The sequence below is a fragment of the Halalkalicoccus tibetensis genome, assembly GCF_037996645.1.
GTDB lineage: Archaea > Halobacteriota > Halobacteria > Halobacteriales > Halalkalicoccaceae > Halalkalicoccus > Halalkalicoccus tibetensis.
Genome location: NZ_JBBMXV010000006.1, coordinates 106,339 through 120,977, shown reverse-complemented (window position 1 = coordinate 120,977; position 14,639 = coordinate 106,339). Strand labels below are relative to the sequence as shown.

General features: G+C 51.6%; 11 protein-coding genes and 1 pseudogene. 10 read left to right on the top strand and 2 right to left on the bottom strand.

What is annotated here, in order from left to right:
* Positions 1-157: 157 nt before the first annotated feature.
* Entirely contained in the window at positions 158-1,480 is a 1,323-nt protein-coding gene (locus tag WOA58_RS17040; RefSeq protein ID WP_340605488.1) for an adenine nucleotide alpha hydrolase family protein, read from the top strand.
* 444 nt (positions 1,481-1,924) lie between these two features.
* Here the strand turns inward: WOA58_RS17040 and WOA58_RS17035 are convergent, their stop codons facing one another.
* Entirely contained in the window at positions 1,925-3,016 is a 1,092-nt protein-coding gene (locus WOA58_RS17035; protein ID WP_340605487.1) for a hypothetical protein, read from the bottom strand.
* Between the two features lie 703 nt (positions 3,017-3,719).
* Here WOA58_RS17035 and WOA58_RS17030 point away from each other — a divergent pair.
* The 7 genes and pseudogenes from WOA58_RS17030 to WOA58_RS17000 all read left to right on the top strand — a co-directional run bounded on the left by WOA58_RS17030 (position 3,720) and on the right by WOA58_RS17000 (position 12,457).
* Positions 3,720-6,305, top strand: coding sequence for a penicillin acylase family protein (locus WOA58_RS17030; protein ID WP_340605486.1), 2,586 nt, complete (start codon positions 3,720-3,722; stop codon positions 6,303-6,305).
* Positions 6,306-6,477: 172 nt separating this feature from the next.
* A pseudogene (locus tag WOA58_RS17025) lies at positions 6,478-7,232 on the top strand (IS5 family transposase); the annotation flags it as partial.
* Between the two features lie 485 nt (positions 7,233-7,717).
* Positions 7,718-8,425, top strand: a complete 708-nt coding sequence (locus WOA58_RS17020) for a helix-turn-helix domain-containing protein (protein ID WP_340605485.1) — start codon at positions 7,718-7,720, stop codon at positions 8,423-8,425.
* A 68-nt stretch (positions 8,426-8,493) separates the two neighbouring features.
* Positions 8,494-9,267, top strand: a complete 774-nt coding sequence (locus WOA58_RS17015) for a hypothetical protein (protein WP_340605484.1) — start codon at positions 8,494-8,496, stop codon at positions 9,265-9,267.
* Between the two features lie 711 nt (positions 9,268-9,978).
* Positions 9,979-10,161 (top strand): hypothetical protein, encoded by a 183-nt coding sequence (locus WOA58_RS17010; RefSeq protein ID WP_340605483.1) that lies wholly within the window; start codon positions 9,979-9,981, stop codon positions 10,159-10,161.
* A gap of 320 nt (positions 10,162-10,481) precedes the next feature.
* The gene (locus tag WOA58_RS17005; RefSeq protein WP_340605482.1) at positions 10,482-11,561 is read left to right on the top strand and encodes a mechanosensitive ion channel family protein; all 1,080 of its coding nucleotides are present in this window, start codon (positions 10,482-10,484) and stop codon (positions 11,559-11,561) included.
* Between the two features lie 671 nt (positions 11,562-12,232).
* Positions 12,233-12,457 carry a hypothetical protein gene (locus WOA58_RS17000; protein ID WP_340605481.1) on the top strand — a complete coding sequence of 75 codons (225 nt, stop codon included), beginning with the start codon at positions 12,233-12,235 and terminating at the stop codon, positions 12,455-12,457.
* Between the two features lie 17 nt (positions 12,458-12,474).
* Here WOA58_RS17000 and WOA58_RS19215 read toward each other — a convergent pair whose 3' ends face one another.
* Positions 12,475-12,801, bottom strand: coding sequence for a DUF7853 family protein (locus WOA58_RS19215; RefSeq protein WP_461782297.1), 327 nt, complete (start codon positions 12,799-12,801; stop codon positions 12,475-12,477).
* A 358-nt stretch (positions 12,802-13,159) separates the two neighbouring features.
* Here WOA58_RS19215 and WOA58_RS16995 point away from each other — a divergent pair, with 358 nt between their 5' ends.
* Positions 13,160-14,287 carry an aspartate aminotransferase family protein gene (locus tag WOA58_RS16995; protein WP_340605480.1) on the top strand — a complete coding sequence of 376 codons (1,128 nt, stop codon included), beginning with the start codon at positions 13,160-13,162 and terminating at the stop codon, positions 14,285-14,287.
* A gap of 153 nt (positions 14,288-14,440) precedes the next feature.
* A complete protein-coding gene (locus tag WOA58_RS19120) occupies positions 14,441-14,638 on the top strand; it encodes a MoaD/ThiS family protein (protein WP_390220974.1) in 198 nt (65 codons plus the stop codon).
* Position 14,639 lies beyond the last annotated feature (1 nt).

The following is a 14,639-nucleotide window of genomic DNA, read 5'->3' as shown; positions in this document are numbered from 1 at the left end:
TCACTACTATGTCATTCACCGCGAGAAGACCGATACTACGCCTAAGGGGATCCCTGGATAGAGTGGGGCAAAACTACAGTTCGAGAGCAGTCTGCAGGTAACTCGGCGTAGATCCTAATCCCAGATGTTGATAACAGTGAGAGGTCAAGCGGTGTCGATGAGACCGCGAATCACTGTAGACGAGATCTCTGTTCACGACCAGACCGAGGTCCGATATAGCTTGTCGTATTCACGGCGTCTCCAGCGGTTCTTGAGGGATATCGACCCGTATATACGATACTCCGAGGACGTCTCCGACGTTCCCGAAAGCATTCTTGCGGTCCCCCTCTTGGCAACGCTGTGTCCCGTCGCCTGGATCAGAGGCGCCGACATCTACATTGATAAGATAGACAAGAGCTTCTGCCGGTCGCTTCCTGCACTCCACGACGGATATGCACAATTGTATCCAACTGCACCATTCGAGGCGAAGAGTTCCCTCCATTACAAGGACCTCGTCGATAACGGCTCATCTAACCCCGATTCGGAAGAGAGTCGTTCAGGGGTCCTCTTTACAGGCGGTGTCGACTCGACGACGACGTACCTTCGTCATCGAGACCAGCAGCCACATCTCATCACGGTCCGGAAGGAAACGGAAACTCGAGAGAACGCATGGAAGCAACGTCGGCGGATGATCGGCGCTTTCGCGGCCGAAGAAGAACTCACAACTCACGCGATCGAGACGAACATCAAATCGACGGTCAAGAAGTTCATGGTGAACCTCTACCATCGCCACCACCTCAACGAGTCCTGGGATCGGGCGATGTTTCTCGGGATCGGCTATCCCGGTTTTACGGCTCCTCTCGCATACAAACATGGCCTTACGGACATCTACCAGTCAGCGGATTATCTCCCTCATACGCGATATCCGAAATCGACACAGTCACTTTTGGTTGACAATCTTCGATGGGGAAAAACAAGAGTTGAATCAGATGCAGAGGGGCTAACGCGTCAAGACAAAATCGAACTCCTCGGTGCGCACTTCACAGGCAAAGAGATGAACTGGGAGATCAGTAGCTGTGACTACGGCGGCGACACATCAGTATCATGCAACCACTGTGAGACCTGCTTTCATACGATTACAGGCTTCATCGTCGCGAACTACGATCCGGCAGCGTTCGGATTCGAGATCGATACAGGAACGTTCGAGGAGATCAAATCCCATCTTAGCGACCGGGAGTTCGACTCGGACAGCGGGAAACTGCGCTTCTGGCTCGAGCTTCAAGAGCGGGCCGACCCCTCACAGGTCGACCTTCCCTACGAGGGAGTAACGGATTTCGTCGCTTGGCTCGCCGACGCGACGATCGCCAACGAGTGGAGTCGACCGTTACCAGTACCCAGACCGGAGTACGAGATCAGTATGAAACGACGGCTCTGCATAGAACTTCCGTATCCCCTTGATGCGTGGCTTATTCGGTGGTATTTTGACAGAACGGATACCTGATAACGGATACTAGGCTTCAGTGAACGGTAGAGGAAGCATCTCACACCGGCAACGAGGCGAGTAAGGAACTCAAGCTCGAAGCCTTGAATCAGCCGTACTTGATGCTCTTAACTCCCAAAAACGCTTAGTGAATCAGATATCTGTAGGCCGCTGGAGTATCACATACAAACCACTACAGCGGCGAGATAAATATGAGGAACTGAATCGTCCCCTAGCTACATTTTGAGGCATCGTGATGATATGTGAGAGATGATACTGAAAGGGACGGGAGAGCTGCAGACGTCACCAGAGGACGTATACCGATTTTTGAGTCAATGAAGGACAACTACCTGCGATAATATCCCGACCACATTGCTTACCACTGGGTCGATGGAGGTAGTTTGAAGAGGTCTGAACCGATCATCGCCTTGGGAATTTCAATAGGACCAGAGTAACCCGGTCTGGCTACTGAACATCGTCGTCAATGCCTTCGATCATCACATGAGCCCGGTCATCAGTGGTCATGACATCGAGATCTCCGTCAGGATCACTGGCCATCAGTTCTTCACGGAGCTCGTCCTCGGATGGGACCTCTCCCTCGGGATATAGTGCGGCAAATCGCGCTGCTACAGTGTCACCGCCGACACCTCCTTCCGACTCAGGGAGCACTACCATGCTAATGAAGCTGTCTACGTTAGCGAAAACCGGATTGTCCTCAATGGAGGCGGCCTCCTCCTCCACCTCATCGCTTTCCTCGTCACCGGTTTGTAGATCCTCTTCTTCGAGGCCCTCGACGCGCCAGAACCCAGTTACCATATCCGCCGGTCCAGTTGTCTCATAGAGCCACTCGCCATCATCTTGATCCACTATACGTCCGGCTTCATCAACGCGATTCATAAGCGCCTCATCGAGAGTACCCACGATCTCGTCGTGTTCCTCAATATCCTCCGAGGAAAGGGCAACCACCACTGCATTCTCTGAGACGGCGTATGCGAACCCCTCCGTATTTTCGCCATCTCGACCCTCGAATACCGTGAACTCGTTGGTCTCGCGTTCTTCGAACCCCTCAGCATACTCGTTTGCAAACACTGACGGGTCGTACTCCCCGTGGAAAACGAACGTTCCCTCGGTCATTGTCAGTGCCTCTGTCGCCATGCCATCGGGCTCGTTTTCGCTACCGAGTGTCCCTTCCCATGGATAGCCCCACAGTCCCAACTGGAACCAGAATGCTGTGATAATAAAGCCGTAGCCTGGCAACGAGAGTAACACGTCCTCATCGTCCGCAGCTGTTGGGGCTTCATCGGGGCTCTCCTCCTCGTCGCCAGCAGTTCCATGAAGATGCTCGATATTGAGATGGCCGAACAGGACGAAATCATTTGTCCGGGGATCGTTCGGTGGCCATGCACTGTAGCCGGGAAGATCGTATGCGGGGAACTCGGGGCCGGCTGCGTCGGTTCCATTGTCTTCTGATTCGTCACTGTCACCACCCAAGCAGCCTGCTAACGTCGTTCCACTCAGTAGTACACTACTCGTTTGAATGAACTGTCGTCGATCCATGCGAGCAGTATTATATATAGATAGATAAAACGTGTCGGTAATGATCTACGTTGTAGACAGCCAGTCCCCAACTGTAGGACACTCTGCGGTTAAAGTTAGCCTCGTGATTACAGGGCTTTTTGGCGCTATTCTATCAATAGCATGAGAATCGTTCATCTTCTTACTAATAGCTAAAAGACAGCCACATCCGGTGGACTGAAGTATCAATCACGTTCCGAGAAAATGTCAATGATGAATACAGAATTGAGAACGGATAAGGAAATAATAGACAATCTGACCACTTCCAACAGACCATCTGTGCAGTCTTCAGAAAATTGATAGCATGTCATTTTCATAGTAACTATTCATATCCTTATTGTTAATGATCTATGCTCCAGTATTCTATGCATCGGAGGCAAATACTGAAGTCGATCGGTGCAGGAACTGGACTCACCTTAGTAGTAGTAGAGTGGCAAGTCACGACAGAGTGGCTAGGTACGGAAGACGAGTGTCGAAGAGAACGGTAAATACGGCCCTACTGATCCGGATACCTACCGTAAGTACCTGTAGAACCTATCAAACTCGTTTCAAGTTGAATAGGTCTGTTTCAACAATGGTGGAATCAGAATATATGATAAATAGTAGTAGCATTATTTAATTCTATACTTCAAACTTTGAAAGGTTCGAATAAACTATTTGTAGATGTCCTTCATCAAGAAATATTATGGTGAATGGTAACACCAACCACGGAGGAGCAGAAGATCAACAAGATAACCAGTGGTGGTTATCACGCCGGGCATTCGGTGGACTCACCGCAGGCGCACTCACAGCCCCATACTTTACTGGAGTCGGCGCCGCCGGTGGCGACAAAAAAGTAGGCAAAATAAAATCGGACACCTATACGTTAGACGGCCTTCGAGAATCGGCAGAAATTCTCGTCGATCAATGGGGAGTGCCCCATATGTACGCAGATAACATTGAGGATATTGCGTTCGTACAAGGATTTAACGCTGCTCGAGACCGACTCTGGCAGATCGATCTCTGGCATCGCCGCTACCTCGGTGAACTCTCCGAAGTTTTCGGAGATGACTGGGTTGAGTACGATCGCGCTGCGCGACTCTTCACCTATCGTGACGACATGGATGATGAGTGGGGTGCATATGGACCTGATGCCGAAACAATTGCTACGGGTTTCGCAAATGGCGTTAATGCATTTATCGACAAAACGGCTGACAACCCGGATCTGTTGCCGGTTGAATTCAAAGCGCTCGACTATGAACCCCGGCAATGGGCGCCCGAAGATATCGTTCAAATGCGTGCGCATGCAATTACGCTCAACTTATCGAATGAAGTCCAACGAGCAGTAACGCTCCGAGAGTTCGACGAAGACGTCGAACGCGTACGAGAATGGCTCAATCCAGAAGACTGGGAACTCGAGATCCCGGACGGACTTGACCTTGATCTCATCCCAGAAGACGTCCTCGACGTATTCAGCATGGCCACGATGGCCCATACGAGCATCTCCTTTGAGGAAGAAGACGTTCGTAATTCAGAGGTGCTTGATGACCTCTCAACAGTAAAACGTGCGAACAATGTGGGTGAACCGACAGCGTCTGATGTCCCGGAGCTGATGGACATGGAGAGTCCATCTGCGAGTAACAACTGGGCTGTTGGCCCGGAACTGACCGAGACAGGGAGGCCAATCGTAGCGAACGATCCTCACCGAGCGCATGGTGTCCCCTCACTACGCTATATAGCCCACATCAGCTCGCCTGAATTCAACGTTATCGGTGCAGGCGAACCTGGTCTCCCCGGTATCTCAATTGGACATAACGGACACACAGCATTTGGGCTAACGATCATCTATATCGATCAGCAGGATCTGTACGTCTATGAAACGAACCCAGATAATCCCAACGAGTACCGTTATGAGGACGAATGGGAATCAATGGACGTAGAGACAGAAACTCTGGAAGTCCGCGACGGCGATGACTGTAAAATCGAACTGAAATTCACGAGACACGGCCCAGTCATCCATGAGGATCCTGAGAGGAATGTCGCCTTTGCCGTCCGTACCGTGTGGACAGATCCCGGTACGAACGCGTATTTCGGTGGTCTTGGTTATATGCGCGCAGAAAACCTTGATGAGTTCCAGGCTGCGATGGAAGGTGAACTCACAGATGAGATGAGAGGCTGGGGAGCGCCACCAGAAAACCAAGTTGCTGCTGATACAGATGGAAACATCGGTTGGTTCCCTGGAGGGAGAACACCGGTCCGCGAGAACTGGGACGGCTTGCTGCCTGTCCCAGGTGATGGACGGTACGAATGGGATGGGTATCTCCATCAGTCGAACCTCCCACGAGAAGTCAACCCTGATCGTGGGTGGGTTGCGACAGCGAACCAGTTCAACTTACCTGAGGACTATCCAGTTGATGACCCACCAATCGGGTTTGACGGCTGGGCAGCACCGTATCGCTACAACCGTATCGAGGAAGTGCTGTCGGAATTCTCCGAAGAGATGCCCCACTCGCTCGAAGATTCTACGGACTTGCAGACCGATTTCCTTTCGATCCCGATCCGGATCCTTACGAACGCGCTTGCTGAAACAGAGCCGGAGGAAGAGCAGTTGATTGAGATGCAAGAATGGCTCTCAGAGTGGGATAACGTCCTTGATGCTGACTCAAGCGAGGCAGCACTTGCGGAAGTCTGGTTCGAGAACCATCTTCAAGATGCGGTTACAGCTGAACTCGTCGACGAAGAGGCGGTTGAACACATTGGGACAGCAGATGTGCAGGTGATTTTAGGGGCGGTCGAAAATCCGGAGGAGTACTTCGAGGAAAATGCGGTCGAAACCCGTGATGACGTGTTGCTCTCGACACTCCAAGATGCGATCAGTGAGGTAGAAGAGCTGTTAGGAGAAGACCGCGAGGAATGGGAGTGGGGCGACCTCAAACATGCGTACTTTGAACACGCACTAGCAGCCGGTGTGAGCGACGAGTCGGCCGAATCGCTCAACGTGGGTCCACAACCGATGGGCGGGAGTGGATACACGGTATGGAACGCAAATTACAACGATGACTTTCAGTTGACGTCGGGAGCATCATGGCGAATGGTTATTGACGTCGGCGAGTGGAACAACTCAGTGGCTATGAGCGTTCCAGGCCAGTCAGGGGATCCAGAAAGTCCATTCTATGACAATCTACTTGATAAGTTCGTGGCTGGCGAGTACTTCCCACTCTTGTATACTCGCAACGCAATTGAAGGGGCATGCACACAACATATCGCACTTGAACCTGCAGACGAAGAATAGACAGAGATCGACAATATTTAGAGTATATTTGTATCGCAAACGCGATTACGAAATGTTATTCTTCTAATGTTGGGTCGAATCACCAGAGTAGCCAGTGGTCCGCCGAATTGAGGGGTAGGAGGCTTTGTTGAAATCCTTAGTGAGTTACAGATTCAGTTGGTAGTTTGAGTAGATGCAGACCCTCCCAAAGTCTCGGTTGTTCCGATTTGTCGAGAAGCATTTCAGTTAGCGCAACGGGCCGTGGCTCGATACTCCTCGAAGTTCTCGAAACAACGCTACACGCTCCATCAGCACATCGTTCTCCTGTGTCTCAAAGTTCGGAAGGACACAACGTATCGAACACTTCTCGACGAACTCATCGAGATGCCCCGTATTCGGAGTGCGATCAACCTCACCGAACTCCCCGCGCCGTCAACGCTATGCAAGGCGTTCGATAGGCTTGATATGGCCGTCTGGCGGGTACTTCTCAATCTCTCTGTTTCACTGCTTCCGACAAATGGTGTTGTGGGGATCGACGCTTCGGGCTTCGACCGAACTCACGCCTCGAAGCACTACACGAAACCGGCAAAGCTGACGATTCAGCAATTGAAAGTCACGCTCTTAGTCGATACCAGAGCGAACGCTATCCTCAATCTTCACATTACAACGACCCGCAAGCACGAGACACAGATCGCACCGTCACTCATCAACCGCAACACAGCTGAAATTGATGTTCTTCTTGAAGACAAGGGATATGACGATCAGCAGATTCAGGCGATGGCCCGCGAAAATTCGATTCGTCCGCTGATTAAACACCGTGAGTTCTCAGCACTGCAGAAAGCCTGGAACACTCGGCTGGAGACTGACCCCTATGGCCAACGGAGCCAGAGCAAAACGGTGGACTCCCGACTCAAGCGAAAATACGGTGCGTTCGTCCGTTCACGACGCTGATGGAAGCAGTTCCGAGTCAAACCAGCTTGTCCACGAGCAGTTGGACGAATATATCCAACACCAGCTCTTGGCAACCGAACGACTTCGCTAAAATATCTTCTTCTGACACAATCCCACAGGATCAATCCGGTTACTCAATCACCTGTCTGTAACACTATAGACCATATTCATTAGAAAATATATATAACGTCTCAAATCACGAAAAGGTTTTATATATTGCTTGCCTCTTTTGAGACAATATGATCAGGGAAAGTCATCTCCGGGTAATCTCACATCTCATAATAGAGGGTGAGTCGGAAGTGAGTATCAGCACACTTGCTGATCAACTCGGATGGAGCCCTGGCCACTCCTCACGTGTCGTCGCCGAATTGGAAGCGGACGGATACGTACATACCGGACAAAGTGGTCGACAAAAGTTGGTCTCGCTTACGGATATAGAACCAATCGAACAATTTGAGGGACTTCTTACGGAATATAGTCATATGGACCTCCCTAGTCTTATCGCCGGCTCTGGGTTACAGATTCTCTATTATCTCGATCAACAACGGACCGCGACTGAATTGGCTGAACGAAGTGGCATTAGCCGGGCAACGGTATACCGTCGTTTAGATAACTTCCAGCGCGTTGGTGTTGTCGGGAAATCGAAGTCCCGATACCGTCTCAACGACCCGTTCACAGTATTGGTGCCGATCGCTAGAGGGCTGTTCCATCAGAAACATCGCCGTGAAGCAGAACAACACGCGACTGGACTCAACTTTGTATGGGAAACACACGACGAGTATCTCTTCGCGTGCGACAATGACGTTAGCGCTGAGGGATTTCACCCCACTGGGCCAGCACTGTTCGGCGATTTCGGCGTTCCACTTCTCACCCGTGATCGACGACACTACGTCCGGACGGATCGACTTTCAGAGATCACTCCCGCAGAGTTAGTTTGCCATACACTGCTGATCGACGATGGCTCTCGGTACCGAACGTACTGTCTGTTGTTGATACAAAAGCAGGAGATCGACCAGGCGGCATTACAGGACTGTGCCGAACACTATCTTCCCGAGACAACGATCGATCTACGCGCTATCGTTAACGGTCTCAGCGACTATCTCGAGACAGAAGGAGAAACAACGACTGAGCAACTACCCCAATGGGAAGAGTTCAAACAAACAGCCAGAGACTACGAGATGACTGTATGAACTCTCGTAAACGCTTCGGTCGTACCTATATCGAGACCGAACTTCGGACGATCGCAGATCACCTCCAGATGGAGGTTGAGGCGTATCTCATCGGCGGTGGCGCGATGTCACTTCACGAGCCGTCGCTCAAGGACACGACCAAAGACATCGATCTCGTTGTTGTCGACGAGGCGGCTCTCAGCCGCCTGATAGGGGTACTCGACGACCTCGGGTACGAGGAAGTTACTGATCTTGGTGACGAGTACGACCAGTTGGGTGCACGCCACTGCGTACGGAACAACGCTGGTTGCCAATTCGACGTCTTCTACCGACAGATCGCCGATAAACTGTTCTTCAGTGACAGAATGCGTGCACGAAGCGAGCCGTTTCTTTCGGACGAGTACTTCTCGATCGGTCTCGTCTCGTTCGAGGACATCTTTCTTTTCAAAGCCGTTGCAGAGCGTCCGGATGATATCGGCGATATGGCCACACTCATCCAGACGAATCTCGACTTCAACGTCATCGAAGACGAAATCGAACGCCAAGTAGAGCTTCTGGGTGGGGAATTCTTTGTCACGGTGGTGTCCGAATCTCTGGAGCGACTTGATGAAAACGAGGGGATCCAAACGCCACTCGACGACGTCGTTCGGGAGTACTATCGGCGGTATATGGAAGGGTACGAACTCCGAATGCAGTTGGACGATAGTGCTCCAAAATCCGTGAGCGAACTGGCCTCCGAGTTAGGCGTTTCAGAAGATGAGATCGAACGTCGATTCGAGTACCTCAAGCAGTACGGATTCGCCGAACAAACTTCTGAGGGGATTTGTGATACTGGCAAGCACGATGAATTCCAGCGGTCCTGATACTCCGATAGAAAGTAACGCAGTGGAAACTGACCGCTCAACGTGAACGGCGAGATCGATATATTGAGTGGCTGTACAAGGTTCCTGCGAAATTGTCCAGCGAATCAGTGAAGCAGCCTTCTCAATTGACGATCCGAAACTCCAGCTGAACCCTCATATCGATCCCCGGTATCGGGACTGCGACCGCCCCAGTCGTTCTCGCGTTTCACGATCCGACGAACAATTCAGTCTGTGATTGATACATGATTGCAGCTCTCTTTGGTGAGGACCGAGCACTGCGGCTGTCTGACTACCCGCGAATCCTTACTGAACTCCACGAACGGAACCCAGATGAATACAACCTCCGGACTCTCGAGAAAGCGTACTACCAGCAGTATCGAGCCACACACAATATTGGCCGTTGGTAAAGAGCGTATCCTCTACTGAGAACAAACGAGCCTCCTCATTTCAGAAGCGACTTACCTTGTGCAACGTCGGTGCTAAAACTATGCCGTTGCACAAGGCGCCACTGAAAAGGAACAACGAAGTTAAATCACGTTACCTCGTAACACGACCGCCGACGGAGTACCTGCCGTCGACAGAGATTGCTGTCGGCCCTTGGCCCCAGGGGCCAATTTCCACGCGTACTCCCACTCGATCACTGTCTACGTCCGGCACTACCAACCCAGATCCTCCGAGAGTTTATACCAGAAGACGGACCCACCAGGACGTATGCCCGCCGGAACCCCCGACGAATGGCTGTTCGAAGACTGGCAACTGATCGCCCGCGCACTCACCGCAGCAACACACGAGAATTGTCGGTGCTACAACTGTGATACGATCGGCGCTTTGCTCGGAGACATTGCCCACTACTGGGATCTCGACGAGAACGAACTGGCCCAACTACTGCACTGACGGCGATCCTGCCAGTGAAGCTGTCGTAGGCTTATTCCCAATCAGGTCCATCTCTATCCAGCGATAGACTGATACTCTTCATCAAATCAACCCCACAGCAGTGGAAGACATCCCCCAACCAGCGCCGGACCCCTACTCACCCGGCGACGAGGTCCGAATTTACCTGAATTTAGCTGGCCCAAATGGCCACACCTACTAATCTGCGAGCAGTGAGTGTTTGCGACAGGATATGACTGGCTACATTCCTCTAAGAGAAGGTTTCACACGGGCTTGCGGCATAATCAGAAGGACTTCGAGCATTGAACGATAGCTGTAGACTAATGGAGCAACTCACCGAGTTACTCGCTCGGTTCACCCTTCCAACGCAGATACTGATCGTCTTGATCGGATCAGTAACTACTGCGAAGGTGATCGAGCTTACAGGCCGGTGGGTCGCACCCGCGGTCGAATCGACGACAGGGTCCATTCATCACATTATTCTGCGAGAGATCTATGTCCCACTGTATCTCTCGGTCTTTCTCTATGGGCTCTTTCTCAGTCTCGAGCTTATCGGGGCTCCGATCCTCTCGTTTTTCGAGGCGATTGTCCTCTCGGCAATCATCGTGCTCTGGACACGTGCCGGGATCCAGGCCGGCAGTAAGTCCCTTAAAGAGATCAAAGAACACGATAACCACTACGAGTTCGCTCCCGTATTCAAGAACCTCTGGTCCGCTGCAGTCGCTATCGTCGCCGGCATCGCGTTGCTACTCGTCTGGAACATCGATATTACCCCACTACTTGCTTCAGCCGGCGTGTTTGGGATTATTCTTGGATTCGCTGCCCAAGACGCAATCGCGAACTTCGTCGGTGGAATCGCCCTCTATTTCGACGATACGTACAAGATCGGCGATTTCATCGTTCTTGAGTCGGGCGAGAAAGGCTCGGTCACTAATATTGGGATCAGAAGTACAACAGTGCTGACGCCTGACCGAGTGATGATCACGATCCCAAATTCGGTATTGAACTCTGCGCAGCTACGTAACGAGTCGGCCCCGCAGCGTCAGAAACGCATCCGGATTCCGATCGAGGTCGCATACGGAACGAGTACAAAGATCGTCGAGGAGATCCTGCTATCGGTCGCTGCAGATTCGAACGGAGTCCTTTCCTCGCCACGACCTACCGTTCTCTTCCAGGAGTTCGGTGAGTCAGCCTTGCGGTACGAGCTTCAAATCTTCATTTCTCATCCGCTTCGAGAACCCCGTATTGTCGATGAGGTCAACCGTGCTATACAGCGGCGATTCACCGAGGAAGGGATCGAGATCCCCTTCCCACAACGTGAGATCTCACTCCGAAGTGATGATGACGATACTTCGGCTGGAGATGAAAGGCAGCACCTCTACTCTGAGTTCGAGTCAAAGTAAGGACTATTTCGACCCCACAGAGACCTTCATTCCGCTCTCCTCGAGTTCCCGCCAGCCATATCGGTCGTCGTAGGATCATAGCCGATATCGGCCATTCACGCTTCGGAGGCGGCCCCAACCGTCTCAATGCCGCCTGATCGTCAGGGTTGGCCGCCACCGACTTCTCACGAGCGACCTGGGTCGGACTCATCGATGGACTATCCCCACGCATGTTTCGCGCCAACGTTGCGCCAGCCTCGTTGATCAGTTCGAGGTGAGCGATCACAGCAGCACTCGAACGCGGCGATCTCGTCGAAGAGAAAGACGGGTACGCTCCCGCCGAGCCGGGCACGTACTGGAAGTATCTCTGACGATCGTTACGGCCTGCGGGGACGCCCATCAAGAACGTATAGTGGAACCGAGCCCCTTGGGCAACGAACTGGTGGTGTAATTACAACCCGTTATACAAGGCACTCACTTGCTTATCAAAGCAATTCTACTAAGGTATGTGAACACATATCTTGATTGCCGACGAGGCATCCAGCCTATCGCTGGAGACGACCGTTGACCCATGTCCCATCGGGTCATTTTTTGTGTGGCACCTAACGTAGGGCCAACCGTTCCTACCACAAAATTCCAGTACCCGTTCGAGCACCGAGAGTTCATATCAGAAGACGGGCCCACAAGCGGTGATGACCCTCAAACTCGGCGACCGTGTCCGTATCGACATCCCCGACGAGCTCGACCCCGATTTTAACCTTCACGGTGAACACGCCATTGTTCTCGACAATGACCCCGGACAGTGTACGTGTGGGTGTGAAGTTCTCTACAAGGTCGCCCTCGAAACCCAAGACCTCTCGATTGACATGCACCCGTGGGACCTCCGGCCACCAATTGAACCAATGCCACCGATTTAATCCGATCCAAAAAGGAGTCAAGCTGACTGGGATCGACAGCTCGTATCACGGACAGATGTGACGTGATGAAGAAGTGATTCGAGACGGGACCGCTCACTGGCCCACCAGTCTGTAGAATGGTGGTACTCTGCAAGAACAGACTCTATCGCTCTGAGCTCGGCGTCAGTAAACGACACCTCCCCCGAGTCAAGCGTCATGAACGCCCAAAATACATCAGCGGGTGGAGGCGCGCTAGTCGAATCGGAGAAACCTCGCTCAAGCCGATGAAGCAATACGTGATGGAGCGTCCACTGCTCGGCTCGTCGTAACGAGAGGGATTGTTTCTTCTCGGATGAGGGTGGCATTCTCACACTGCTAGCTACCTATCCGGAGTGCCATAGTAGTGTCTCTTGATAGCAGTATACACGCCTGCACGCTTAAAAACCCAGACAACACGCGGAGAATAGCAAATCAGAGCTGACAAGGCCCCCTCTTTTGGCTTTGGGGCTACCAATCATCGCACGATGATAGAGACAGCCCGTCCTCTCAGACACTGTATGCGGGGTTTGATGTCTGCAGTCACTATGCCATTAAAGCGTTTCAGAAAATCAATTGACGGTCTCATTGAGAAGCAAATACGGATTGTCTGGTCGTAATTGTTCGGGGTAGAGTAGGACAGATATTTCCCAGCATGTTTCCGAGTACTACCAGTGATAGCTAAGAATGAGTGGATTCGTATATTCTGAGAAACCTATCGAGATCGTCGAAGGCAATGGTCCGTATCTCTACGATGACAATGGAACCGAATACCTCGATATGGGTGCGAGCTACGCTTGCGTCCCGTTGGGTCACGGCCACGATAGGGTTACGGATGCCATCACAACCCAGCTTTCGGACCTGACCTATGTGCAAGGATCATATCCTGTTGCAGTGCGAAGTCAGCTCTACGAGACATTGGGACACGTAGCGCCCGGTGATATCGGAAAGGTTTGGCTCTGTAATTCTGGGACTGAGGCCAACGAGTCTGCACTGAAGTTTGCTCGTGCAGCTACTGGCGATACAAAAATTATCGCTACAGTACAGGGATTCCATGGCCGTACAATGGGAGCACTTTCAGCTACGTGGAAGGAGAAATACAGGGACCCTTACAAGCCGCTTCTTGAGAACGTAGAGTTCGTCCAATATGATGATGCTGACGCAATGGCAAAGGCAGTCGATGACGATACAGCGGCTGTCATAGTCGAACCCATCCAAGGCGAGGGCGGTATCAACCCTGCCTCTACCAATTTCATGAAAATGATCCGTGAGCTGACCACAGAAGCTGGGGCAGCACTAATTCTGGATGAGGTTCAAACAGGATTAGGTCGGACAGGCAAGCTCTGGGCCTGTGAGCATGTAGACGTTGTGCCAGACATACTCACGAGTGCAAAGGGACTTGGAAACGGATTACCCATCGGCGCGACAATGTGCCGCGACTGGATTGCAGAGGAATATGGGGACCATGCATCGACATTCAGCGGTAACCCTCTTATCTCAGCGGCAGCCGAAGCGACAATATCGACGATTACTGAGGAACATTTCCCAGTTCATGCTGCTGAGATCGGAACGTACCTGCAGAAGCAGTTAGAGGTAGAACTCGATAACCGGGTGCGGGATATCCGCGGCAAGGGGTTGATGGTGGGTATTGAGGTTAAACGAGGAGCAAACCGTATCTTACAGGAATTAGCGATGAACCATCGTATTCTCGCACTCCCTGCAGGAAGGACTGTTGTACGCCTCCTACCGCCACTCATCATCAATAAAAACCAGGCCGACCGCGTCGTAGATGCACTTGGGGAAATAGTTGAATGATACCACAGATAGAAAATTAGTATTGAGGTGATGGCACTAGTAGCATAGAATATAAGATAGAACTGTTCAAGGACCTGGATGGGATCACAGACGCCCGTCAAGTGATAATAGACTTTAACCCAGATTCAACTTAGACTGCTGGCGACGCTCCCGATGAACTACTTGACAAATATTAAATTCCGTGAGCGAACCATGGATCACAACGGTGAACTCAGGAATCGCATAAACATACTCCAGAATGGCAAAAACGTTTACACGGAAGACTCTGATCTTGTCAGTAAAATCAAAGACAGCGATGAACTTGCATTGTTTCCGCCTGTCAGCGGTGGCTTATTTTCACTCCGTATTTGAT